We start from the raw sequence: 23972 nt of genomic DNA, 5'->3' as shown, positions 1-23972 counted from the left end.
TGCGCTGGGGTGGAGGGGTGAGCGTCAGTCCGCGTTCGGCTGAGGTGCCGCGGACAGGCTCTGCTTGACGTACCGGCTGGTCTCGTCGGCGAGGATCTCGGGCAGGCCGGTCTCGATGCCGTGCAGGGCCTGGGCCGCGACGTCGGCGGCGGCGACCTTCTGATCGGCGGGCACACCGGCGGCCATGTCGGTGTCCATGTAGCCGACGTGCAGCGCCGAGACAGCGATGCCGCGGGGCGCCAGCTCGTCGCGGGTGGCACCGGTCAGCGCCCAGGCGGCGGCCTTGGACGCGGCGTAGGAGCCGAGTCCCGCCGGGTGGAACTAGGACAGGACGGACAGGACGTTGAGTACGGCGCCGCCGCCGTTGCCCTCGATGACGGGGGCGAAGGATCGGGTCGCGGCGAGCGGGCCGAAGAAGTTGGTCTCCATCTCCCGGCGCACCTCGGCCACCTCGCCCCCGATCAGCGACGCGCCGGTGGAGATGCCCGCGTTGTTGATCAGCAGTGTCGCGTCGGACGCCACGCGCGCGGCCTCCCGTATCGACGCCTCGTCCGTGACGTCCAGCCGCAGCGGGATGACGCCCGGCACGTCGACCGTCTCGGGGCGTCGGGCCGCGCCGTACACCTTCGCGCCGCGCTCGACGAGCTGGGCGGCCAGGTGCCGTCCCAAGCCCCGGTTGGCGCCGGTGACGACCGCGACCGCGTTCTCCAGTTCCATGCTCACTCCTGGCTGTGGCGGGCGCCGTCGGCCACCCGCAAAGGATTAGATGATGACCGCAATCTAAACACGGGTCTATGATAGATGCCAATCGACATCCAAATGTGAGGTGGTCATGGGTCGCGCATCACAGGCGCAGGCGGAGGAGAATCGCAGGCGGGTGGTGGACACCGCGTCCCGGCTGTTCCGGGAGCAGGGCATGCAGGTCAGCGTCGCCGACCTGATGAAGGCGGCCGGTCTGACTCACGGCGCCTTCTACAAGCAGTTCGCCTCCAAGGAAGCGCTCGTCGACGAGGCCACCGCCCACGCCTTCGCCGAGCTCGCCCAACGCCACAGCGCCGGGCTGGAGCGGCACGACGGGGAGCGCGCCGCCGCCCAGCAGGCGCTGATCGACACCTACCTCTCCGTCGAGCACCGCGATGACCCGGCGGACGGCTGTCCGGTCGCCGCGCTCGCCACCGACATCGCGCGCGAGGGCGGGGGGCGCGAGGCCCGTCGCGTCTACGCCGAGGGGGTGGCCGACTTCGCCGATTTCCTGGCCAGTGACGACCAGGACGGCATCGTCCGACTCTGCACGCTGTTCGGTGCGCTGGTCCTGTCCCGTGCCACCAAGGGCTCCCCGCTCTCCGGGGAGATCCTCGCCGCCGCGCACGCAGCCTTGACCGAAGCGGGCTGATCAAGGGCAGCAGCCGGGGCCGGGCGAATGACGGCGTCAGAGGGGCACGCCCGTGACGCTCATATGACGCTCCGGCCCGGGGCAGGCCGTTCCGGTGCCCGGAAAAGGCCCTCTTACCTGCCGTTTTCTCCAGCTGGGGAATCCGGACATGTTTGCGATGACGCATCACGTGGAGTGCGTGGCGATTCTGGAGCCTACGGACAAGGGCGCCTGACCTCGGGTTCGTGAGCCAGGCGCTTGTAACGATCAGGCGGCGACGAGCTCCTGCTCACGGTCCGGCATCTTGACCTCGGGTTTCTTGTTCGGCAGCGAGAGTCGGACGACCTTGCGCCATGCGGAGAACACCTGCTTGGGCAGCGGGCCGGTGACGTACTCCAGCTCGTACTTCTCGAACAGCGCGCGCACCTTCACCGCGACCTCGGCGTACCGGTTGCTCGGCAGGTCCGGGAACAGGTGGTGCTCGATCTGGTGCGACAGGTTGCCGGTCATGAAGTGCATGGCCCTGCTGCCGCTGATGTTCGCCGAGCCCATCATCTGGCGCAGGTACCACTGGCCGCGCGTCTCGCCGTTGATCGACCGACGCTCGAAGACCTGCACGCCCTCGGGGAAGTGCCCGCACATGATCACCGAGTGGGACCAGATGTTGCGGACCAGGTTCGCGGTGAACGTGGCGGCGAGCGTGGGGAGGAACGACGGGCCCGACAGCAGCGGGTGGATCACGTAGTCCTTGAGGACCTGCTTGCGGATCTTGCGACCCACGGCCTTGGCCCGCGCGCGGAACTCGGGGTTCTTGCGGCGGCGCTTGTGCAGGTTCTTGCCGAGCTCCAGGTCGTAGGCGGCGATGCCGTACTCGAAGAAGCAGGCGTTGATGAAGTTCCACAGCGGCTGGCCGAGGTGGAACGGGTGCCACTTCTGGTCCTCGTCGACGCGCATGATGCCGTAGCCGAGGTCGTTGTCCTTGCCGATCACGTTGGTGTACGTGTGGTGCAGCTCGTTGTGCGAGTGCTTCCACTGGTCGGCCGGCGAGACGTGGTCCCACTCCCAGGTGGTGGAGTGGATCTTCGGGTCCCGCATCCAGTCCCACTGGCCGTGCAGGATGTTGTGGCCGATCTCCATGTTGTCCATGATCTTCGCCACGGACAGACCGGCGGTGCCGAGCAGCCACGCCGGCGGGAACATCGAGAACAGCAGCACGCCCCTGCTGACCAGCTCGAGCTTGCGCTGCACCGAGATGACCCTACGGATGTAGGCGGCGTCTTTCTCCCCGCGGCCGGCGATCACCTCGTCGCGGATCGCGTCCAGCTCACGGCCGAGCTCCTCGATCTGCTCCGCCGTCAGGTGGGCGGTGGGGTCGATGGCGGTCAAAGTACTCCTACCGTTCGATGTCGCAGGGGCCCGCGGCGGCGGACACACAGGTCTGGATGAGGACGCCCGGCTCGGCCTCGGTGATCTCGCCGCTGCGCAGGTCGCGGACGGCGCCCGCCTTGAGCGGCGTGACGCAGCCGAAGCAGATGCCCATACGGCACCCGGAGGGCATGAGCACGCCGGCCTCCTCGCCGACGTCCAGCAACGCCGTAGCGCCGTCCGCGTCGACGGTCTTGCCGGTGGCGCTGAACGTGACCTCGCCGCCGTCGCCGGCGACGACGATGCTGGGGCGGAAGCGTTCGGTGTGCAGTCGCTCCGGTACGCCGTGCTCGCTCCAGTGCTTCTCGGCGGCGTCGAGCAGGCCCGCGGGCCCGCAGGCCCAGGTCTCGCGCTCGGCCCAGTCGGGCACGAGTTCGTCGAGACGGGCGATGTCGAGCATGCCGTCGGTGTCGGTGTGCACCTCAGTGAGCCGCAGCTTCTTGTCCGCGACCAGTTCATGCAGTTCGCTGCGGAAGATCACGTCTTGCGGCCGTGGCGCGCAGTGGACCATGACGACGTCGTCGAACTCGGTGTCGCGCAGCATGCCCATCACGGGCGTGATGCCGCTGCCGGCCGTCAGGTAGAGAACCTTGGCGGGCTTGGCCTGCAGCAGCACGAAGTCACCGGTCGCCTGGTCGAGCTGGATCAGCGTGCCCGGTTTCGCCCTGTGGACCAGGTGGTTGCTGACCTTGCCGTCCGGGATCGCCTTCACGGTGATCGTGACGCGGCCGTCCTGGCGGTTCGTCGGCGAGGTGATGGAGTAGGCACGCCACAGGCGCACCCCGTCGACGTCGACCCCGATCCGCACGTACTGACCGGCCGTGTGGCCGCGCCAGCCCCGTCCCGGCCTGATCACGATGGTCGCGGCGTCATCCGTCTCGGGGTGCACGGCCTCGATGCGCCCCCGCAGGTCAGCGCCCGCACGCAGTGGGCTGACCAGGTCGAGGTAGTCCGACGGCAGCAGCGGCGTCGTGACCATCTCCAGCAGTTTCCACGCCCTGCTGCGAAGGGCTGCACTCGTCATGACTCCAGCTTGCTGCGTCTCAGGGCGTAAAGTCCTGACCGTAGGACGTGAATCTGGTGGGTGGAATTGTTCGCAGGGAATAAAAACGTGAGTCGTGTAACCCAGAGGGCCAGCGAACTGGCCCTGGATGAGACGACGGTCACCGCACTTCGGGCCGCGCTGAAGACCACCGCCGACGAGGTCGTCCAGGCGATCATCGACGAGGTCCCTCCCTACGCCAACGCCCTTTCGGGCAGCATGGGCGGCACCATCCGCCGAGCCGTTCGCACCGCCCTCGGGCACTACCTGGACCTCGCGAGCGGGAACGCCACGGGCGGCGACGGCGGTGACGCGGCCTACGAGCTGGGCCGCGGCGAGGTGCGCGACGGCCGTTCGATGGACGCCCTGCTCAGCGCCTACCGCGTCGGCGCCCGCGTGGCTTGGCGATGCCTGGCAGCAGGCGCCGTGTCCGCAGGTCTGCCCGCCGCCGAGGTCGCCAAGTTCGCCGAGCTGACCTTCGCCTACATCGACGAGCTCTCCGCCGCGAGCGCCGCGGGCCACGCCGACGAACTGGCCGCCCAGGGCCGGGCCCACGAGCGCCACCTGGAACACCTGGCCCGCGACCTCCTCGCCGGCGCGAGCCCGGACGTGCTGCTGGCCTCTGCTCAACGGGCCGGATGGCAGCCTCCGGTTACGCTGACGGCGGTCCTGCTGCCCGCCGCCCAGGCCCGGCCTGCCTACCGCGCGCTCGACCCGAGCACCCTCGTCCTCGACGATCTGCCGGACGCCACCGGTGTGCTGCTCGTCCCCGATGCCGACCGATCACATCTCTTGCGGCAGCTGACCGACCGCACCGCCGTGGTCGGCCCGGCCCGGCCATGGACTCGTGCGTCCGCCTCGTACGCACGAGCCGTACGCGCGCGCTCCCTCTCCTCTGATATCCGCGACACCGAGGACCACCTGCCCGAGCTGGTGCTGAGCGCCGACGTGGACGCGTTCGCAGACCTGCGTGCCCGAGCCCTCGCACCGTTGCGCACCTTGCCTGTCGCGACCGCACGGCGGCTGGAGGAGACATTGCGGGCGTGGCTGCTGCACCAGGGCAGGCGGGACGAGGTGGCGGCGGCTTTGTTCGTCCATCCCCAGACAGTCCGGTACCGGATGTCGCAGCTGCGGGAGCTGTTTCCGGATCTCGCATCGCCACACCGGGTCCTTGAACTGACGCTGGCGGTCGGTCTTCGGGCCAGTTGACGCGTACTTCGACCGTCCACGAACTCCCGGAGGATCCCGGCATCGTGCTCGGTGTCTACCTGGACGTCCTTGCAGCCGGGACGGTTCGGGTGAGCGACGCGATCAGGGTGCAGCAGGTCGGCTGACAGGGAGCGTTCCACCACGAGTCGCCCACCTGCCGATCCGTCAGGCCCGCGTCTCGCACGACCAGCCACACCCGGTCGCGACTGAGCGGGAGTTGGCCGGGGCGTGTCGGCCCATTCGCTCGCCCGGTGTGGCTGGCCGCCGCTGAGGATGATACGGAGGCGTTCGGACGGGGTGTGGTCGAAGCGGGGGATTCTGACCCAGGAGTGCTTCTCGGCCTCGGCGAGTTCCTTCTCGGTGGCGACGTGCTCGGCCCGGTCCTGTTTCTGGAGGATGAGAAACCCCACGGTCTGGCCCTGTGCGGTGATGGTGAAGTGAGGATGTGCCCTGCGGCGGCGATGAGACGGGGGTGCGAAGCCGGTGTGCCCGGCCGCGCAGGTGTGTCCGTCGGCCTCGGCGGTGGTGATCAGCGCCTGGATGAGTCGGAGAGCGCGTCCTTGGACGGGCTTGGTCAGGCCGAGCGGCTGGCGCTCGTTCTGCATGGCCCGGACCACGGCGTGCGGCCGAGTGAGCCGCGAGGGCACAGGGACGGGTTCGAGGACAGCAAGACGCCAGGCGGGGATGTCGACGAGCTTGATCTCGTACCCGTCACGGCACCAGCTTCCGTACAGCTCCTTCGTCTCCGGCATCCTTCCGGATCTACGTGCGGCGGCGACGCGGGACGGCCACTTCTCCAAGTCGGGACCGCTGCCGCTCTTGACGATTCGGCCGCCGGCCTCCGCGAGCTCCTGTAACAGCTGCTCCGGGAACGTTACGCGAGGCTGTGATGGAGGGTCTGGCTTCCGCTGGGTGGCCGGAGTTTCCTGCGCTCGGGTGGACCTAAGTCGTGGAGCGGCGGCCTGGGGCTTCCGCGGGCGTGATCCGCGGGGAGGGTACGTGCCGTGGGCCCGGGTTGTGCAGTGCCTGACAGGTGGTCTTGTGGGAGTTGGTCTCCCATACGCCGGCAGAGCACCCGGCTTCCACCCACTGCAACACCGAGAGCTGCCGCTCGTTGACCCGCCGTTCCAATGGTCCGCCTTCGACTTGCAGTGACGTACGACGGCGGCACGGTGTCAGTTCCGTTGGCAGGCGACCGGCGCTTCGACTCGATTCGTCCGAACGAGCGAGCTGACGTGGATGCAAGCCGGATAGACGCAGAACGGTAGGTGGGTGCTGTCCTGCGGCGGGGTCTGACTCCTGAGATGCCTCACCAGAGTGTCCTGCTCACACTCTACGGGGGAGGAGCCGCAGCCGGTGAGCACCACCTCCTTGCGTAATGTCTCCCTGTCAATGCCGGTCAGGGGTGGACGAGAGCCAACGCCTTGTCGGCCCGCTCAGTCAGGTTGAGCATCGGTTCGGCCGGAACCCGCTTCAACTGGCCCGAGCCGAGGTGGCGTCCCGCCAAGTGGTGTAGGGGATCAAGGCGCCGGAATCCGCAGGTCGGAGACGGTGGCTACGCGGGTTCGGGCGTTCGCCCTGCTCCCGCGGGGCGCGTCGCGGACGGCCGCCTTGACGGAGATCGCCACGGGCCTCGAACCGGAATGCGGAGCGCTTGATCCGCTACACCACGTGGCGGGGCACGGCCCGAGCCGACCACATCCGCATCGTCAGCCTGCCCGGCGTCGGTGATCGCCAGCACGCCATCGAGCGCACCGCGGGCTCTCTCGACAAGCGGCGTTCAGTCGGCATGCCGCCTTCGCGCCCCTGCACCGCAGTGGAGACCTCTGCAGGTCGAGGCGGAACTCGCGCAGCAACTGCAGGAGTGCAAAACGGAGATTCGAAGCCGTTCGTGTGGGCGTCGACGTAGGACAGCCGGTGCGGTGCGGCGGGCCACTCGGCTGTCCGTCAAGGTCGATCATAGAAGCCGCCTGCCGCATCGTCGTTCTCGAAGACCGGCTCGAAGAAACCCAGCGCATCAACGAGCAAATGCGCACCCAGGGCGGGGCGCAGCCGGAGACCTCAGCCTGACTCGAGCACGCCGGCCGTCGGTCGAATGCTGTCCGTCAGCGAACGAGGCCGTCGCCTGATCGCGGCGGTGCAGTCGAAGCATGGCCCGTGATCGGCCGCGGTTGACGCTCGGCGTGGCAGCTTCCACCCTGTTAGGGGGGGTGAAAGGACCGCGGTCGTGAGTGGTGGGCGCAGTGGGTATCCCGAGCTGCTGACGGCTGCGGAGACGGCGGCGCCGGTGGAGGCCGTCGACGTGTTCGCGGAGGAGCTGCTGCGGCGCTTCGGCGCGACGAAGGTCTCATTCCTCATCGTCGATCTGACGGGGAAGGCAGTGGCGCGGCTCTCCACAGCCGGGGCGGTGGAGGACGGGCGGGAGGCGGAGCGGATCCCTCTCTTCGGCAGCGTCTACGAGGTCGTGATCCGCACCCAGCGGCCGTATCAAAAGGCGACAGACCAGGGGCAGCGGGTGATCGTGCCGGTCACCAACCGCGGAGACGCCATCGGACTGCTGGAACTGCTCCTGCCGGCCGCCCCCGACCCGGACGTCCTGGAAGCGGTCGGGGAAGCCGCCCACGTGCTGGCGTACGTCGTGATCGCCAACGGGCGCTTCACCGATCTGTACACCTGGGGCAAACGTTCCCGGCCACCCACCCTGGCAGCGGAGATCCAGTACCAGCTGCTGCCGCCGTCGCTCTCGTGCGAGGCCGCCCAGTTCACTCTGTGCGGGAGTCTGGAGCCCTCCGCAGCCCTCAGCGGCGACACCTTCGACTACGCCCTGGACCGGGACACCCTGCACATTTCGGTGACCGATCCCATGGGCCACGACATCGACGCCGCCCTGGCCGCCACGGTCCTGGTGGGCGCCCTGCGCGGCGCCCGCCGCGCAGGAGCCGGTCTCGCGGAGCAGGCCCACCTGGCCGACCAGGCCCTGGCCGACCACAACCGCGGCCACGCCACCGGGCAGCTGCTGCGCATCAACCTCCACACCGGGCGGGCCCAGCTCGTCAACGCCGGCCACCCCTGGCCCCTGCGCATGCGCGACGGGATCGCGGAGACGATCACCTGCGAGGTGGACCATCCCTTCGGGCTGTCCGTGCGCCTACCCCACCCCTACCGCGTCCAGGACATCGATCTGCGCCCCGGTGACCGTCTGCTCATGCTGACCGACGGCATGCTCGAACATCACGGAGCCAAGGTCGACCTTGCCGACCTGGTGGAGAGGACCCGGGATCTGCACCCGCGGGAGACCGCGCTGATGTTGACCTCCGCAGTCCTCGGCGCGGCAGGCGGCCGCCTCGAGGACGACGCCACCGTGATGTGCCTGGACTGGCACGGCCCCCAGCACACCCAGCGAAAGGTCAGCTCCGGCGCGGACACCCGGCAAGCCTCAGCAGCCCGTACGAAGCATCCGTGACCGCGGGCGCTCTCGGGGAGGCCGCATGGTGGCCGCGGACCCGAATGACGTGAGGGCCGGTCCAGCCCGCCCCATCCCTGCCAGAGGGCCCGTGCCCGCGATGACGGGCTCAGCCTGGCCGAAGCATTGATGATCAGGGCATGGGCTGGGGGCCGTTGTGCATGACGGCCTCCCTTGCCGGTGCCACGAGCATGGGCCCGGCGGGGGCAGGGCGGAGGCACAGTCAGCCCTTCCTCCTCGGGCCGCCTCAGACCTCGACAGAGCGTTGACCGGCTTGGTCACTCCGGCCTCGCCAGGTGGCGGCGTACGCCGTGGTCAACCTGGACGTGCTGAGCGAGAAGGTGGCGGGACAGGACCGCTTCGAAGGTGCCGGTGCCCTCCACGCCGGCCCGGCGCACCGTACCGTACGAAGCGAACCGGCCCGACCGCACGGTCCGCTGCCACGCTCCTGATCACTATGGGCGACAACCCTGAGCGGCTGAGCACTGAGGCGTCCTTCGCCGCCTTGTGCGGGGTCAGTCCCGTCGAGTACTCCTCGGGCCGGCAGAACTCGCGTCGCCTGGACCGTGGCGGCGACCGGCAGGCGAATGCCGCTCTGCACCGCATCGTGTTCACCCGGCTGCGCCACGACCCGCGTACTCAGGCGTACTACGAACGCCGCACCCAGGAGGGCAAAACCCGTCGTGAGATCATCCGTTGCCTCAAGCGATATGCCGCCCGCGAGGTCTTCAACCTGGTCCGGACGGCGCCTACCAACCCCCCGTTATAGGGGCGTCCGTGACAGATGAGAGGGTCAGTCGGGTGAGTGAGACACCGATGAACACCCTGCAATACCGCTTTGACGGGCCAGAAGACGCTCCGGTCCTGATCTTGGGTCCCTCACTGGGTACCACATGGCACATGTGGGACCGGCAGGTCCCGGAGCTGACCAAGCAGTGGCGGGTGTTCCGCTTCGACCTGCCCGGCCACGGCGGGGCGCCCGCCCACCCGGCCGGCTCGGTGTCGGAGCTGACGGCCCGGCTGCTGGCGACGCTGGACGCGCTCGGCGTGCAGCGGTTCGGGTACGCGGGCTGCGCGCTGGGCGGCGCGATCGGCATCGAACTGGCCCTGCGCCACCCGGAGCGGCTCGCCTCGCTCGCGGTGGTCGCATCCTCGCCCCGGTTCGGCACGCCCGACGAGTTCCGGCAGCGCGGGGTGATCGTCCGCACGAACGGGCTCGACCCGATCGCCCGGACCGCGCCCGACCGCTGGTTCACCGGCGGGTTCGCCGCCGCACAGCCCGCCATCACGGAGTGGGCGGTGCAGATGGTGCGCACCACCGACCCGGGCTGCTACATCGCGGCCTGCGAGGCACTGGCCGCCTTCGACGTACGGCCGGAGCTGGGCCGGGTCGGCGCGCCCACGCTCGTGCTGGTGGGCTCCGAGGACCAGGTCACCGGCCCGGCCGAGGCCCGCACCCTGGTCGCCGGCATCCCGGACGCCCGGCTCGCGGTCGTGCCGGGTGCCTCCCACCTGGTCCCGGTCGAGCAGCCCGCCGCCGTCACCGACCTGCTGGTCCGCCATTTCTCCACCGCCTGGCAGCAGCCCTTCGACACCGGTCAGACGGCCCTGCCCGCCGTCCAGGCCGCCGCGCTGCCGGCCATGCCCCCGCAGCCCGCGCCGGTCGCCGAGATCGCCCCGACCCCCGTGCCCGCACAGCTCGCCGCGGCGCCCGACCGGTACGGGACCGGGCTCAAGATCCGCCGGGAGGTGCTCGGCGACGCCCACGTGGACCGCGCGCTGGCCGAGGCCGACGACTTCTCCGGGGACTTCCAGGACTTCCTCACCCGCTACTCCTGGGGCGAGATCTGGGACCGGCCGGGCCTGGACCGCCGCACCCGCAGCTGCATCACCCTCACCGCGCTGGTCGCGGGCGGCCACCTGGAGGAGCTGGCCTGCCACACCCGGGCCGCCCTGCGCAACGGCCTGACCCCGGACGAGATCAGGGAGGTGCTGCTGCAGGCCGCCGTCTACTGCGGAGTGCCGGCCGCGAACAGCGCCTTCCGGGTGGCCCAGCAGGTCGTGCGCGAGGAGACCACGCCCGCCGAGTGAGCCCCGGGCCGGGCCACGCGGCAGGATGGTGTGACATGAGGCTCACGAAGAAGTCCCACGCCTGTGTCCGGCTCGACAAGGACGGGCGGACCCTCGTCATCGACCCCGGTGGGTTCAGTGAGGAGGACGCCGCGCTCGGCGCGGACGCCATCCTGATCACGCACGAGCACCCGGACCACTTCGACGAGTTCCGGCTCCGGGCCGCCATGGAGGACAACCCGGCGGCCCGGATCTGGACGCTGAAGTCGGTCGCCGAGCAACTCGCCTCGGCCTTCCCGGGCCGGGTGCAGACCGTCGGCCACGGCGACACCTTCACGGCCGCCGGCTTCGACGTCCAGGTCCACGGCGAGCTGCACGCGGTGATCCACCCGGACATCCTGCGCATCACCAACGTCGGCTACCTGATCGACGGCGGCCAGGTCTTCCATCCGGGCGACGCCCTCACCGTTCCCGACCACCCCGTGGAGACGCTGATGCTCCCGGTGATGGCCCCTTGGAACAAGATCGCCGAAGTCATCGACTACGTCCGCGAGGTGCGGCCGCGGCGCGCCTACGACGTCCACGACGCCCTGCTCACCGATCTCGCCCGGCCGATCTACGACCGCCAGATCGGCGCCCTGGGCGGCACGGACCACCAGCGGCTGGCACCGGGTGCCTCCGCGGAGGTCTGAGGCCCGTTGTCGGACCCTCCGGGTAGGTTGTGAGACATGCGCATCGCCACCTGGAACGTGAACTCGATCACCGCCCGCCTCCCGCGGCTGCTGGCCTGGCTGGAGAGCAGCGGCACCGATGTGCTCTGCCTCCAGGAGGCCAAGATCGCCGAGGAGCAGTTCCCGTTCGAGCAGCTGCGGGAGCTGGGCTACGAGGCGGCGGTCCACGCCACCGGCCGGTGGAACGGCGTGGCGGTGCTCTCCCGCGTCGGCCTGGAGGACGTCGTCAAGGGCCTGCCCGGCGACCCCGGCTACGAGGGCGTGACCGAGCCCCGCGCCGTCTCGGCGACCTGCGGCCCGGTCCGCGTCTGGTCGGTGTACGTGCCCAACGGCCGCGAGGTGGAGCACCCCCACTACGCCTACAAGCTCCAGTGGTTCGAGGCCCTGAGGGCGGCCGTACAGGGCGACGCACAGGGCAGCCGCCCGTTCGCGGTGCTGGGCGACTACAACGTGGCGCCCACGGACGACGACGTCTACGACGTGGCCGCCTTCGAGGGCTCCACCCATGTCACCCCCGCCGAGCGTGCCGCCCTCGCGTCCCTGCGCGGGGCGGGCCTCGCCGACGTGGTGCCGCGCCCGCTGAAGTACGAGCACCCGTTCACGTACTGGGACTACCGCCAGCTCTGCTTCCCCAAGAACCGCGGCATGCGCATCGACCTGGTGTACGGCAACGAGCCGTTCGCCAGGGCCGTCAAGGACGCCTACGTCGACCGCGAGGAGCGCAAGGGCAAGGGCGCGTCCGATCACGCGCCGGTGGTGGTCGACCTCGACGTGTGATGCCACGCTGGGTCCATGAACCTTCCGTTCCTGGGCCACCGGCACAAGAAGAACGGTGAGGCGGCGCCTCCCGCCGATCCCGAGGGGGTCGCCGCGCTGCTCTCCGAGTGCGAACTGCTCCGGTCGCAGGCGGCCCGGGCCGGTGTCCGCCTCGACGACACCCCGGACTCCCTGGAGGCCCTGGACCAGATGGTCCCGCGCTGGCGCGACGACGCCGAGACGCTGCCTCGGCTGGGCAACGACGCGGGGCTGTACCTGGGCACGGTCGTGGTGCGCACCGTGACCGGCGCCGCCTGGGAGATCCGCTCCGACGGCGAACCCGTCGTACGCCTCGCCTCCGGCCGTGAGGTGGAGGTCGTGGGCGCGGGGCAGGACTGGGCGGCGAGCGGCGTCCCCGAACTGTCCCAGCTGTACGGCGAGATCGCCGAGACCTGAGCCCGCACGCTCCTGCACCTCCCGTGACATAAATACGGCTTATGTCCGAAAGGTGCGTGTCGTTCCTCGACTCCCCGGGTGTCTGGATAGCTTGCGGCAGGCATGAAACGGCGGAGCACGACACGGCGGAGAAGCGGGGGAGCGCGACCGATGTTCCGTACCACCCGCGTGCCCCGGACGGTCCGCCTGCCGTCGCACGCCGTCCGGCGAGCCGGGCGAGGACGGCGTGAGTGCACGGAAGGACAACTCCCCGATCCACCGCGCGGGTTCCTCGGTCCGCTCCAGCTGACCGCTCACTCCTCCCTGCCGGCCCCGCTGCCCGGCTGCGCCACCGCGTCCACCGCCCGGCCTGACTATGATCTTTTTCATCTTCGGGGCGCTGGAGGCGCGGCCTCCGTCCCCGCCGGCCGCCGGACTCGCCCTCCGCGAAGGCCCGGTGTCCGCCGAGGTCCTCCGCTTTGGGGTGGGGGTCCTCGAACTCGGCCGGGGGGAGCCCGCGTTCGGGCTCGGCATGCGCGAGGCGCGGGAGTTCCCGCACGCGGGGAAGCCCATCGCCGCCAACCTCGACTACGATTTGCGGTTCATCCCCGTGGTGATGGTGATCGCGCCGATCCGCAACGGGATGTGCACGCTGCTCTCGTGGTTCGCCGGCCGGGTGTCCCGCCGTGAGCAGCGCAGCCCCAGGACCGGGGCCGTGGCGGTGGCCACGGCCGGGCCGGGGGCGCTGCTGCCGGGTGGGGTGCCCCCCACGGCCCCGAGACCGTAAGGGGGGCGGCAGTTCACACGGGCCAGGCTCGTCCGGCGGCAGCCGGAGATCACTGCTCGCGCAGTGGGACGGACACGTACGACGGGTCGTCCGAGGGCGAGGAGAAGGTCAGCTGCGCGCCGGACGGGTTGTGCTCGGTGTACAGCGGGTCGACCGTGTCGACCACCAGCGCGAGGCGGTGCCCGGCGGGGACGTCGTAGGCCGTGGAGAACAGGTCCAGGTCGACGTCGAACGGTTCGCCGGGTGTCCGCCCGTGCCAGGTGTACGGCGCGTTGGTGACCAGTTTGCCGATGCCGAGTGGGCCCACGTCGTAGAGGTAGGCGACGAGGGTGCCGCTCTCCGCGGTCGGGGTGAGCGTGGTGTGCAGGGCGGCCGTGCCGCGCACCTGCTGGGTGTTCGCGTACCGCTCCGACTGCCACACGGCCGCCCAGCGGCGCGGCAGCAGCGGGATCGCGGCCATCGGCGGCAGCTGGGCCACCTGGTCGAGGATGCTGGAGAGGAAGACGACCCCGCCGTCCGCGCCGGAGTCGACGTTGGCGTGGATGGTGGTGGAGCCCGCCAGTGCGATCTTCCGCCGGGTCGCGGCGACCGACTTCCAGTCCGGGTAGCCCTCGTATCCCCCCGTGCTGCGGGACTTCAGCTCGACCGGCTGCTCGCGGTCGATGCCGTTGTCGGATCCCTTGAGGTAGTGGTCGAACCAGCGCTCGGTGTCCGTCCACACGTCGTTGGGCAGCCCGAACAGGCCGGTGATCTCCGGGGTAGCGTGGTCGCCGGGGCGCAGCTCCAGCCGCTTGGGCACGGTCAGCTTCTGGTAGAAGTCGGCGATCTGGTTGGCCGGGAAGACCGTGTCGCCCCAGGCGTTGGCGAGCATGACGGCCGCGCCGTTCCTGTTCAGCTGGTCGAGGTAGGTCGCGGCGGAGCGTTTGCGCCCCCAGTCGATCATCTCCTGTTCCTTGCTCAGGTTCGAGGAGTACAGGTTGTCGAAGATCTGGCGCACCTCGGGGCTCTCGCGCCCGGTGAGGGTGGCGGTGCCGTCCAGGACGGCCGCCGCCTGGACGTGCTGGGTGCGGCCCGAGTAGATGGACTCGATCAGGTCCGCCCAGCCGCTGAGCGCCGCCACGGCCTTGATGCGCCGGTCGTGGGCGGCGGCGAGCAGGCTGATCCCGGCGCCGTACGACACGCCCGCCATGCCGACGTTGCGCGGATCCGCCGGTGTGTGGGCGAGGGCCCAGTCGATGACCTTGGAAGCGTCCGCGACGTCCGGCGGACCCGCCACTTCTATCTGGCCGCCGGACTGCCAGAAGCCGCGCACGTTGTAGGTGAGCACCACGTAGCCGGCGTCGGCGAGCTTCTGCGCCTGGGCGAGGTACTCCACCTGCGGCAGGCTCCAGCTCGTGGGCAGCACGATGAGCGGGTAGCTGTGGCCGCCGTCGGCGCCAGCGGGCGTGACGACGTTGGCCTTCAGCACGGTGCCGCCGTCGCCGGTGATGTCGACGAAGCGGACGCTCGGCGCGGCCTGGGCGGCGGGCGCCAGGCCGACGACGGTGCCGGCGATCAGTGCCGCCGAGACGGCTCCGGCGGCGCAGGTGCGCAGCGTGGTGCGACCGTGTCCCATGAGGGTCACTCCTTCACTTGGTCAGTGCAAAGTGACCCGACGGTAACCGCGGGACCTTACCGTAAGTAACCCGTCGGTAAGTTACGTGCCAGTAAAGATTGTTGAAGCGCTAATCGGCGCTGGTGGCAGCGGGTTCCGGCAGGGGTGTGCGCGCCGCCCGGGTGATGTCCCCGACCAGCTCGACGACGTCGGGGCCGTAGGCATGGGAGTTGATCACCTTCAGCAGCAGCACGAAGGAGCCGCCGCCGTACCGGCGCGCCAGACGGACGTGTTCACGGGCCAGGTAGCGGGTCGCCGCCTGATTGGTGATCGCCCGCTGCCCGCAGAACAGGAACACCGGCCGCGTGTCCCGCCGGCCGTCCGCGGTCAGCCGGGCGAGCAGCACGTACTCGGCCACCCCGCGGTCCATCCGGTACTGCTCGCCGCCTATGCGGAACGCGCCCCGCTCCTCGCCGGGTTCGGCGTCCGCGTTCATCCGCACACCGGGCAGCAGCGACGAAAGGTGTGCCGCCATGCGGCGGTTGGACGAGGGCCCGCCGAGGCAGAACTCGGTGCGCTCGCCGAAGCCCTGCTGGGCGGCGTCGTGCGCGACCACCTGGGCGTGCGCGGCGCAGTCCTTGATCAGGGCGGACAGTTCGAGCAGGGCGAAGACGTCGTGCCGGGTGACCGTCAGTTCCGGGCCGCCCGCGTCGCGGTTCACCACCAGCAGCGACTCGGAGTTCTCCGGCAGCCCGAAGAACGCCTGCTTGCGCCGCAGTTTGCGGCGCCACAGATGGGTGCGGGCGAGCCAGCCCAGCGAGGCCGAGATGCCGGTCGCGGCCAGCCCCAGGACGATGTTGCGGACGTCGTCGTTCATGGCCGCGCATGCTAGCGGGCCCCGCGGAACGGATACGTACCGGCGTTCGATCTGTGACGTTCGTGTGGCAGGTGGGGCAGGCGTACTGTCGGTGGTACGGCAATCTCGTTACGCTGCGCGGACTGTCCCGACGGGAGGTTCGTATGGGTCGTCCTGGCACGCGGAAACTGGCGGTTCTGGCGGTCTCGGCCGCTCTGGTGTCGGTGGGTGCGGCGGCGCCGCCCGGCGCGACGACGAGCGTGAAGGCCACCAAGGTCCCCGTGGCCGTGGGCTACGGGGGCGCCGTGTCCAGCGTCGACGCCGACGCCTCCGCCGCGGGGATCGAGGTGCTCAGACACGGCGGCAACGCGGTCGACGCGGCCGTCGCCACCGCCGCCGCGCTCGGCGTGACCGAGCCCTACTCGGCCGGCGTCGGAGGAGGCGGCTACTTCGTCTACTACGACGCCAGGACCCGCACGGTGCACACCGTCGACGGCCGCGAGACGGCGCCGCTCAGCGCCGACTCCGACCTGTTCGTGGAGAACGGCAAGCCGCTCTCCTTCGCCGACGCCGTCACCAGCGGGCTGAGCGTCGGCACCCCGGGCACGGCCGCCACCTGGCAGAAGGCGCTGGACGAATGGGGCAGCGAAGGGCTCTCGTCGGTCCTCAAGCCCGCCGAGCGGATCGCCCGCGACGGCTTCACGGTGGACGACACCTTCCGCTCGCAGACCGCGGCGAACGAGACCCGGTTCCGCTACTTCCCGGACACCGCGAAGCTGTTCCTGCCCGACGGACGGCTGCCCGTCGTCGGCTCCCGGCTGAAGAACCCCGAACTGGCCCGTACCTACGAGGAGCTGGGACGCAGGGGCGTCGGCGCCCTCTACCACGGGGACATCGGCGACGACATCGTCAGGACCGCCGAACACCCGCCCGTGGATCCCGCCTCCGGCTGGAAGGCCCGCCCCGGCAAGCTGGCCGAGAAGGACCTCGCCGTCTACCGGGCCAAGCTCCAGGCGCCGACCAGGACGTCGTACCGCGGTCTGAACGTGTACTCCATCGCCCCCTCCTCCTCGGGCGGCACCACCGTCGGCGAGGCCCTCAACATCCTGGAGAACACGGACCTTTCGAAGGCGAGCGAGGCGCAGTACCTGCACCACTTCATCGAGGCCAGCCGCATCGCCTTCGCCGACCGCGGGCGCTGGGTCGGCGACCCCGCCTTCGAGGACGTGCCGACCAGGCAGCTGCTGTCGCAGCGGTTCGCCGACTCCCGCGCCTGCCTGATCAAGGACGACGCGGTCCTCACCAGCCCGCTCGCGCCCGGTGACCCGCGCCACCCTGCCGCCTGCGCCAAGGGCGGAAAGGCGGCCCCCACGACGTACGAGGGCCAGAACACCACCCATCTGACGGTGGCCGACAGGTGGGGCAACGTCGTCTCCTACACGCTCACCATCGAGCAGACCGGCGGCAGCGCCATGACCGTGCCCGGCCGAGGCTTCCTGCTCAACAACGAGCTGACCGACTTCTCCTTCACCCCGGCGAGCCCCGGCGTGCCCGACCCGAACCTGCCCGGCCCGGGCAAGCGGCCGCGCTCCTCGATCTCCCCGACGATCGTGCTGGACCAGCACAACCGGCCCGTCGTGGCGCTCGGTTCGCCCGGTGGCGCGACCATCATCACCACCGTGCTGCAGACGCTGACCGAGTTCGTCGACCGGCACCTGCCGCTGGTCGACGCGATCGCCGCACCGCGCGCCAGCCAGCGCAACGCGGCCAAGACGGAACTCGAACCCGCCCTCTACGACAGCGACATGCGCAAGAAGCTGGAGGCCATCGGCCACTCCTTCTCGCTCAATCCGGAGATCGGCGCGGCGACCGGCGTGCAGCGGCTGCCCGGTGGCAAGTGGCTGGCCGCCGCCGAGAAGGTACGGCGGGGCGGCGGCTCGGCGATGGTGGTGGACCCGGCACCGTAGGCGCACGCGGCGCACGGCGCCGGGCCCTCGGCCTCTCAGAGCGCCGGTGCGGCCGGCCCGGACGGTGCGGGCGCGGGCGGCGGGGCTTTTTCGGCACGGAAGTCCAGCCGCCCGTCCGCGACGTCCACGGTGACCCGGCTGCCCTCGGAGATCGTGCCGTTCAGCAGCAGCCGGGACAGCCGGTTGTCCACCTCGCGCTGGATGGTGCGGCGCAGCGGCCGGGCGCCGTACTCCGGCTGGTAGCCGCGCTCCGCGAGCCAGTCGACGGCCGCGTCGGTGAACGTGACGGTGACGCCCTGGCCGTCCACCAGCCGCCGGGTGCCTTCCAGCAACAGGTCGGTGATCCGCCGCAGTTGCTCGCCGGTCAGCTGCCGGAAGACCACGATCTCGTCGATGCGGTTGAGGAACTCCGGCCGGAAGTGCTCGCGCAGCGGCCTGAGGATCTGCTCGCGCCGCGCCTCCTCGTCGGCATCCGCGCCACCGGGCCCGAACCCGATCCCGGCCCCGCGCCGGGTGATCGCCTCCGAGCCCAGGTTGCTGGTCATCACGATCACCGTGTTGGTGAAGTCCACGGTCCGGCCCTGGGAGTCCGTGAGGCGGCCGTCGTCCAGCACCTGCAGCAGGATGTTGAAGACGTCCGGGTGCGCCTTCTCCACCTCGTCGAGGAGGAGCAGCGAGTACGGGTGCCGGCGCACCACCTCGGTGAGCTGCCCGGCCTCCTCGTGGCCCACGTACCCGGGCGGGGCGCCCACCAGCCGGGAGACCGTGTGCCGCTCCTGGTACTCGCTCATGTCCAGGCGGACCATGCGCTCCTCGCTGCCGAACAGCGCCTCGGCGAGCGCGCGGGCCAGCTCGGTCTTGCCGACCCCGGTCGGGCCGAGGAAGAGGAAGCTGCCGATCGGCCGGTGCGGGCTCGCCAGCCCCGCACGGGAGCGCAGCACCGCCTCGGCCACCACGGCGACGGCCTCCTCCTGGCCGACCACCCGCTCGTGCAGGTGCTCCTCCAGGCCGAGCAGCCGCTCCTTCTCCTCCTGGGTGAGCCGGCTGACCGGTATGCCGGTCTGCCGGGACACCACCTCGGCGATGGCCTCCGCGGTCACCTCCAGCTGCCCCTCGTCGGCCTTGCCGTCGTCGCTGACCTGGGAGATCCGCTCCTTCAGCTCGGCGATCCGGTCGCGCAGCTGCTTGGCCTGCTCGTAGTCCTCGTCGGCGACCGCCTGGTCCTTGTCCCGCACCAGCTGGTCGACCTCGCGCTCCATCGCGCGCACGTCGGTGCCCTTGGTGCGCGCGCCGAGCCGTACCCGGGCGCCCGCCTGGTCGATCAGGTCGATCGCCTTGTCCGGCAGCCGGCGGTCGGTGAGGTACCGGTCGGACAGTGCCACGGCGGCGACCAGCGCCTCGTCGGAGTAGCGGACCTGGTGGTGGGCCTCGTACCGGTCGCGCAGCCCGCGCAGGATCTCGATGGTGTCCTCGGCCGTCGGCTCGGGCACCAGGATCGGCTGGAACCGGCGGGCCAGGGCCGCGTCCTTCTCGATCCGGCGGAACTCCTCCAGCGTGGTCGCGCCCACGATGTGCAGCTCGCCGCGGGCGAGCGCGGGCTTGAGGATGTTGCCCGCGTCCATCGCGCCGCCCTCGCCGCCGGAGCCCGCGCCGACGACGGTGTGCAGCTCGTCGATGAACACGATCAGCCGGTCGGAGTTGGCGCGGATCTCGTCCACGATGTTGTTCAGGCGCTCCTCGAAGTCGCCCCGGTAGCGGGTGCCGGCCACGACCCCGGTGAGGTCCAGCGCGACCACCCGGCGCCCCGCCAGGACGTCCGGGACGTCACCGTCGGCGATGCGCTGGGCGAGGCCCTCCACGATGGCGGTCTTGCCGACCCCGGCGTCACCGATCAGCACCGGGTTGTTCTTTCCGCGCCGCGAGAGCACCTCGATGGTCTGCTCGATCTCCGAGGCCCGGCCGATCACCGGGTCGACCCGGCCCTGGCGGGCCATGTCGGTCAGGTCACGGCCGTACTTGTCGAGCGTGGGCGTGGAGGTGGACCGCTGCCGCTCCGGGCGGGTCTGCGGGCTCTCCGTCGTCTCCGGCGGCAGCCCGCCCGCCGAGAACCGGGCCGCGTGCAGGATGTGCCCGGCCGCGGAGTCCGGGTTGGAGGCCAGCGCGCTCAGCACGTGCTCCGGGCCGATGTACCCGGCGCCGCTCGACCGGGCCATGTCGTGCGCGTCCAGCAGGGCGCGCTTCACGGCCGGGGTCAGCGACAGCGAGGTGGGCGGTGGTCCCTCGCCCGGCGGGTGCTGCACCGGGCCCGCGCGGTCGTCGATCTCCGTCGCGAGCGAGTCCGGGTCCGCGCCCGCCCGGCTGAGCAGGCTCCGCGTGGGTTCGTTCTCCGCCGCGGCGCGCAGCAGGTGCTGCGTGTCCAGGTCCCGGCTGCCGTGCTCGGCGGCGTACCGGGCGGCTCCTCTGACCAGCTCCCGGGCGGGCTGGCTGAGCAGCCGGCCGATGTCGATGTGGCGGGGGCCGGCGGCTCCGCCGGCGGCGCCGCTGAAGAAGCGGGCGAGGAATTCGCCGAAGGGGTCAGGAGGGTAGCCGTTGGTCATGGCGTTGCTTTCCTTCGCTGACGACTGGCCCGGCCGGGTAACCGGATCGGAGCCTGCTCATGCCCACGATGGCACGATCCGTTGGGGGTGGCATGTTCGCCCACCGGGGTGAGCCCCGCCGTCCGCCCGACGGGCCCGTCGTGGCTCCTCGCGGGGGTTCCCGCGCGCCGTCAGCCCGTGGCGCGTGCCGTCAGGATCCGGGGGCCCTCCTCTGTAATGGCCACGGTGTGCTCGGCGTGGGCCGCCCGCGAGCCGTCGCTCGTGCACAGGGTCCAGCCGTCGGCCGCCTCGTAGTAGTCGTCCCGGCCGCTCGCGATCAGCATCGGCTCGATGGCGAGGACCATGCCGGGGCGCAGCGGGAGGCCCCGGCCGGGGCGGCCCTCGTTGGGGACGTCCGGGTCCTCGTGCATACGGCGGCCGATGCCGTGGCCGCCGAAGCCGTGCGGGACGCCGTATCCGGCCGTGCGGCAGACCCGGCCGACGGCGTGGGCGATGTCGCCGATGCGATTGCCGGCGACGGCCGCCTCGATGCCGGCCGTGAGGGCCCGCTCGGCGGTGTCGATCAGCCGGAGGTCCTCGGGGCGGGGGCGGCCCACCGTGAAGCTGATCGCCGAGTCGCCGACCCAGCCGTCCAGCTCGGCGCCGCAGTCGACGGAGACGAGGTCGCCGTCGCGCAGCCGGTGGCGGGTGGGGATGCCGTGCACGATCGCGTCGTTGACCGAGACGCACACCACCGCCGGGAAGGGGGTCGGCGCGAAGGAGGGGCGGTAGCCGAGGAACGGCGAGGACGCCCCGGCCGCGCGCAGCACCTCCCGGGCCACCTCGTCCAGCTCCAGCAGCGAGACGCCGACGCCCGCGGCCTCCCGTACGGCCGTCAGGGCCCGCCCGACGACCTGCCCCGCCGCGTACATCGCATCGATCGACGTGTCCGTCTTCAGCTCCACCATGCCAATTACTATACCGGTATTTGAATGGGGTCGAGCCGGGGTGCGGTTCCGTGGCGGTATTTGAATGGGGTGGGGTGCGGGCACAATGGGGGCATGGTGCGCACTCCACTCACCCCCGAAGAGCGCGACCGCGGCGAGCGGCTCGGGCAGCTGCTGCGCGAGGCGCGCGGCACCCGGAGCATGGCCGAGGTCGCCGCCGAGGCGGGCGTCTCGGCCGAGACGCTCCGCAAGATCGAGACGGGGCGGGCACCGACACCCGCGTTCTTCACCGTGGCCGCGCTCGCCCGGGTCCTCGGCCTGTCGATGGACGACCTGATCACACGCTGCGCTCTCGTGGTGGCCTGAGGCACGGCCCTGCCGCCGCCCCGCCGCCGGGCGCGGTCCGTCCCCGCACCGGCGTGTCCGATCACCCACAGGAGTGTGAAACGTGATCGACTCAGCGGGTTGACGACAATGGTCTTGGCAAGGGCCTCCGAGAGGCTTACGTTCGTGCCTCTACGGCCTGCTCTACGGGCGTAGAGGCTCTGACGTCGTGTCGAAGGAGCAGCTCATGACCAACGTCGTCCGCGCCGCTCTGGTCCAGGCCACCTGGACCGGCGACACCGAGTCCATGGTGGCGAAGCACGAGGAGCACGCCCGCGAGGCGGCCCGCCGGGGCGCGAGGATCATCGGGTTCCAGGAAGTCTTCAACGCCCCCTACTTCTGCCAGGTCCAGGAGCCGGAGCACTACCGCTGGGCCGAACCGGTGCCCGACGGTCCGACCGTCCGCCGGATGCGGGAACTGGCGCGCGAGACCGGCATGGTGATCGTCGTCCCGGTGTTCGAGGTCGAGCAGTCCGGCTTCTACTACAACACCGCCGCCGTCATCGACGCCGACGGCACCTACCTCGGCAAGTACCGCAAGCACCACATTCCCCAGGTCAAGGGCTTCTGGGAGAAGTACTACTTCAAGCCCGGCAATCTGGGCTGGCCCGTCTTCGACACCGCCGTCGGCAAGGTCGGCGTCTACATCTGCTACGACCGCCACTTCCCCGAGGGCTGGCGTCAACTCGGACTCAACGGGGCCCAGTTGGTGTACAACCCGTCCGCCACCCACCGCGGCCTCTCCGCCCACCTGTGGCAGCTGGAGCAGCCCGCCGCCGCCGTCGCCAACGAGTACTTCATCGCCGCCATCAACCGGGTCGGCCGGGAGGAGTACGGCGACAACGACTTCTACGGGACCTCCTACTTCGTCGACCCACGCGGGCAGTTCGTCGGCGACGTCGCCGGCGACAAGGACGAGGAGCTCCTCGTCCGCGACCTCGACCTCGACCTCATCGAGGAGGTGCGGCAGCAGTGGGCCTTCTACCGCGACCGCCGTCCCGACGCCTACGAAGGGCTGGTGCAGCCGTGAACGACCTCTACTCCCGCCACCGCCGGGTCCTGCCCGACTGGCTCGCCCTCTACTACGACGACCCGATGGAGATCACCCACGGCGAGGGCCGCCACGTCTGGGACTCCGCCGGCAACAGGTACCTGGACTTCTTCGGCGGCATCCTCACCACGATGACCGCGCACGCGCTGCCCGAGGTGACCAAGGCGGTCACCGAGCAGGCCGGCCGCATCCTGCACTCCTCGACGCTCTACCTCAACCGGCCGATGGTCGAACTCGCCGAGCGCATCGCCCAGATGAGCGGCATCCCCGACCCCCGCGTCTTCTTCACCACCTCCGGCACCGAGGCCAACGACACCGCCCTGCTGCTCGCCACCATGTACCGGAGCAGCAACACCGTCCTGGCCATGCGCAACAGCTACCACGGCCGTTCCTTCAGCACCGTCGGCATCACCGGCAACCGCAGCTGGTCGCCGACCTCGCTGTCCCCGCTGCAGACCCTGTACGTCCACGGCGGCGTCCGCACCCGCGGCCCCTTCGCCGAGCTGGACGACCGCGCGTACATCGACGCCTGTGTCGCCGACCTGAAAGACATCCTCGGGCACACCCGGCCGCCCGCCGCGCTGATCGCCGAACCCATCCAGGGCGTCGGCGGGTTCACCTCCCCGCCCGACGGCCTCTACGCCGCCTTCCGCGAGGTCCTGGACGAGCACGGCATCCTGTGGATCGCCGACGAGGTGCAGACCGGCTGGGGCCGCACCGGCGACCACTTCTGGGGCTGGCAGGCCCACGCGGCCGGCGGTCCGCCGGACATCGTCACCTTCGCCAAGGGCATCGGCAACGGCATGTCCGTCGGCGGCGTCATCGCCCGCGCCGAGATCATGAACTGCCTGGACGCCAACAGCATCTCCACCTTCGGCGGCACCCAGATCACCATGGCCGCCGCCCTCGCCAACCTCAACTACCTGCTGGAGCACGACCTCCAGGGCAACGCCCGCCGGGTCGGCGGCCTGCTCATCGAGCGGCTGCGGGCCGTCGCCGCCCAGCTGCCCGGGGTGCGCGAGGTGCGCGGGCGCGGCCTGATGATCGGCGTCGAGCTGGTGCAGCCGGGCACCGACGAGGCCGACCCGCGGGCGGCCGCCGCCGTACTGGAGGCGGCCCGCGAGGGCGGCCTGCTCATCGGCAAGGGCGGCGGGCACCACACCAGCGCGCTGCGCATCGCCCCGCCGCTGTCGCTGACCGTCGCCGAGGCGGAGGAGGGCGCCGCGATCCTCGAACGCGCCCTGCGCGGCAGCTACTAGCCCTCCAGGAACACGGGAGCACCGACCAGCACCGCCCGAGCAAGGGAT

General features: G+C 70.9%; 19 protein-coding genes and 2 pseudogenes. 14 read left to right on the top strand and 7 right to left on the bottom strand.

The window, feature by feature from the left end; translation table 11 throughout:
- Positions 1-24 precede the first annotated feature (24 nt).
- Positions 25-717: pseudogene (locus ACZ7FF_RS32665) on the bottom strand (SDR family oxidoreductase).
- A 115-nt stretch (positions 718-832) separates the two neighbouring features.
- Here ACZ7FF_RS32665 and ACZ7FF_RS32660 point away from each other — a divergent pair.
- Complete coding sequence (locus tag ACZ7FF_RS32660) at positions 833-1393, top strand: TetR/AcrR family transcriptional regulator (RefSeq protein ID WP_412823288.1); 561 nt, start codon at positions 833-835, stop codon at positions 1391-1393.
- Between the two features lie 246 nt (positions 1394-1639).
- On the opposite strand, the gene ACZ7FF_RS32655 is transcribed toward ACZ7FF_RS32660, so the two are convergent.
- Both ACZ7FF_RS32655 and ACZ7FF_RS32650 read right to left on the bottom strand, forming a co-directional pair.
- A complete protein-coding gene (locus ACZ7FF_RS32655; RefSeq protein ID WP_470816777.1) occupies positions 1640-2758 on the bottom strand; it encodes a fatty acid desaturase family protein in 1119 nt (372 codons plus the stop codon).
- A 7-nt stretch (positions 2759-2765) separates the two neighbouring features.
- Positions 2766-3821, bottom strand: coding sequence for a ferredoxin reductase (locus tag ACZ7FF_RS32650; protein ID WP_470816775.1), 1056 nt, complete (start codon positions 3819-3821; stop codon positions 2766-2768).
- Positions 3822-3908: 87 nt separating this feature from the next.
- Here ACZ7FF_RS32650 and ACZ7FF_RS32645 point away from each other — a divergent pair, with 87 nt between their 5' ends.
- The 9 genes and pseudogenes from ACZ7FF_RS32645 to ACZ7FF_RS32605 all read left to right on the top strand — a co-directional run bounded on the left by ACZ7FF_RS32645 (position 3909) and on the right by ACZ7FF_RS32605 (position 13290).
- Positions 3909-5048: a PucR family transcriptional regulator gene (locus ACZ7FF_RS32645; protein ID WP_470816773.1), complete on the top strand. Its 1140-nt coding sequence runs from the start codon at positions 3909-3911 to the stop codon at positions 5046-5048.
- Complete coding sequence (locus ACZ7FF_RS32640) at positions 5045-5173, top strand: hypothetical protein (protein WP_470816771.1); 129 nt, start codon at positions 5045-5047, stop codon at positions 5171-5173. Before ACZ7FF_RS32645 ends, ACZ7FF_RS32640 begins: the two co-directional genes overlap by 4 nt.
- A gap of 2162 nt (positions 5174-7335) precedes the next feature.
- A complete protein-coding gene (locus ACZ7FF_RS32635) occupies positions 7336-8511 on the top strand; it encodes a PP2C family protein-serine/threonine phosphatase (RefSeq protein WP_470816859.1) in 1176 nt (391 codons plus the stop codon).
- A gap of 394 nt (positions 8512-8905) precedes the next feature.
- Positions 8906-9280, top strand: a pseudogene (locus ACZ7FF_RS32630) (transposase); the annotation flags it as partial.
- Positions 9281-9312: 32 nt separating this feature from the next.
- A complete protein-coding gene (pcaDC, locus tag ACZ7FF_RS32625) occupies positions 9313-10602 on the top strand; it encodes a bifunctional 3-oxoadipate enol-lactonase/4-carboxymuconolactone decarboxylase PcaDC (protein ID WP_470816769.1) in 1290 nt (429 codons plus the stop codon).
- A gap of 35 nt (positions 10603-10637) precedes the next feature.
- On the top strand, positions 10638-11273 hold the full coding sequence (locus ACZ7FF_RS32620; protein ID WP_470816767.1) for an MBL fold metallo-hydrolase: 636 nt from the start codon (positions 10638-10640) through the stop codon (positions 11271-11273).
- A 36-nt stretch (positions 11274-11309) separates the two neighbouring features.
- A complete protein-coding gene (locus tag ACZ7FF_RS32615; protein ID WP_470816765.1) occupies positions 11310-12089 on the top strand; it encodes an exodeoxyribonuclease III in 780 nt (259 codons plus the stop codon).
- 15 nt (positions 12090-12104) lie between these two features.
- A complete protein-coding gene (locus ACZ7FF_RS32610) occupies positions 12105-12524 on the top strand; it encodes a DUF6278 family protein (RefSeq protein WP_470816763.1) in 420 nt (139 codons plus the stop codon).
- A 355-nt stretch (positions 12525-12879) separates the two neighbouring features.
- Positions 12880-13290, top strand: coding sequence for a hypothetical protein (locus ACZ7FF_RS32605; protein WP_470816762.1), 411 nt, complete (start codon positions 12880-12882; stop codon positions 13288-13290).
- A gap of 49 nt (positions 13291-13339) precedes the next feature.
- On the opposite strand, the gene ACZ7FF_RS32600 is transcribed toward ACZ7FF_RS32605, so the two are convergent.
- Positions 13340-14905 carry a CocE/NonD family hydrolase gene (locus ACZ7FF_RS32600; protein ID WP_470816760.1) on the bottom strand — a complete coding sequence of 522 codons (1566 nt, stop codon included), beginning with the start codon at positions 14903-14905 and terminating at the stop codon, positions 13340-13342.
- 109 nt (positions 14906-15014) lie between these two features.
- Entirely contained in the window at positions 15015-15761 is a 747-nt protein-coding gene (locus ACZ7FF_RS32595) for a hypothetical protein (protein ID WP_470816759.1), read from the bottom strand.
- A 143-nt stretch (positions 15762-15904) separates the two neighbouring features.
- On the opposite strand from ACZ7FF_RS32595, the gene ggt reads away from it, so the two are divergent.
- Entirely contained in the window at positions 15905-17707 is a 1803-nt protein-coding gene (gene ggt, locus ACZ7FF_RS32590) for a gamma-glutamyltransferase (protein ID WP_470816757.1), read from the top strand.
- A 35-nt stretch (positions 17708-17742) separates the two neighbouring features.
- Here the strand turns inward: ggt and ACZ7FF_RS32585 are convergent, their stop codons facing one another.
- Together ACZ7FF_RS32585 and map are read right to left on the bottom strand one after the other, a co-directional pair.
- On the bottom strand, positions 17743-20304 hold the full coding sequence (locus ACZ7FF_RS32585) for an ATP-dependent Clp protease ATP-binding subunit (RefSeq protein WP_470816756.1): 2562 nt from the start codon (positions 20302-20304) through the stop codon (positions 17743-17745).
- Positions 20305-20474: 170 nt separating this feature from the next.
- A complete protein-coding gene (gene map, locus ACZ7FF_RS32580; RefSeq protein ID WP_470816754.1) occupies positions 20475-21251 on the bottom strand; it encodes a type I methionyl aminopeptidase in 777 nt (258 codons plus the stop codon).
- A 93-nt stretch (positions 21252-21344) separates the two neighbouring features.
- Here map and ACZ7FF_RS32575 point away from each other — a divergent pair, with 93 nt between their 5' ends.
- The 3 genes from ACZ7FF_RS32575 (at position 21345) to ACZ7FF_RS32565 (ending at position 23924) form a co-directional block, all read left to right on the top strand.
- The gene (locus ACZ7FF_RS32575; protein WP_470816752.1) at positions 21345-21596 is read left to right on the top strand and encodes a helix-turn-helix domain-containing protein; all 252 of its coding nucleotides are present in this window, start codon (positions 21345-21347) and stop codon (positions 21594-21596) included.
- Positions 21597-21801: 205 nt separating this feature from the next.
- Positions 21802-22644, top strand: a complete 843-nt coding sequence (locus ACZ7FF_RS32570) for a nitrilase-related carbon-nitrogen hydrolase (protein ID WP_470816750.1) — start codon at positions 21802-21804, stop codon at positions 22642-22644.
- Positions 22641-23924, top strand: coding sequence for an aspartate aminotransferase family protein (locus ACZ7FF_RS32565; RefSeq protein WP_470816749.1), 1284 nt, complete (start codon positions 22641-22643; stop codon positions 23922-23924). Before ACZ7FF_RS32570 ends, ACZ7FF_RS32565 begins: the two co-directional genes overlap by 4 nt.
- Positions 23925-23972: the final 48 nt, after the last annotated feature.

It is taken from the genome of Streptomyces sp. NPDC037126, assembly GCF_055605965.1.
Note: the sequence above shows the minus strand (reverse complement) of the source record. Positions and strands in the feature narration are given on the sequence as shown.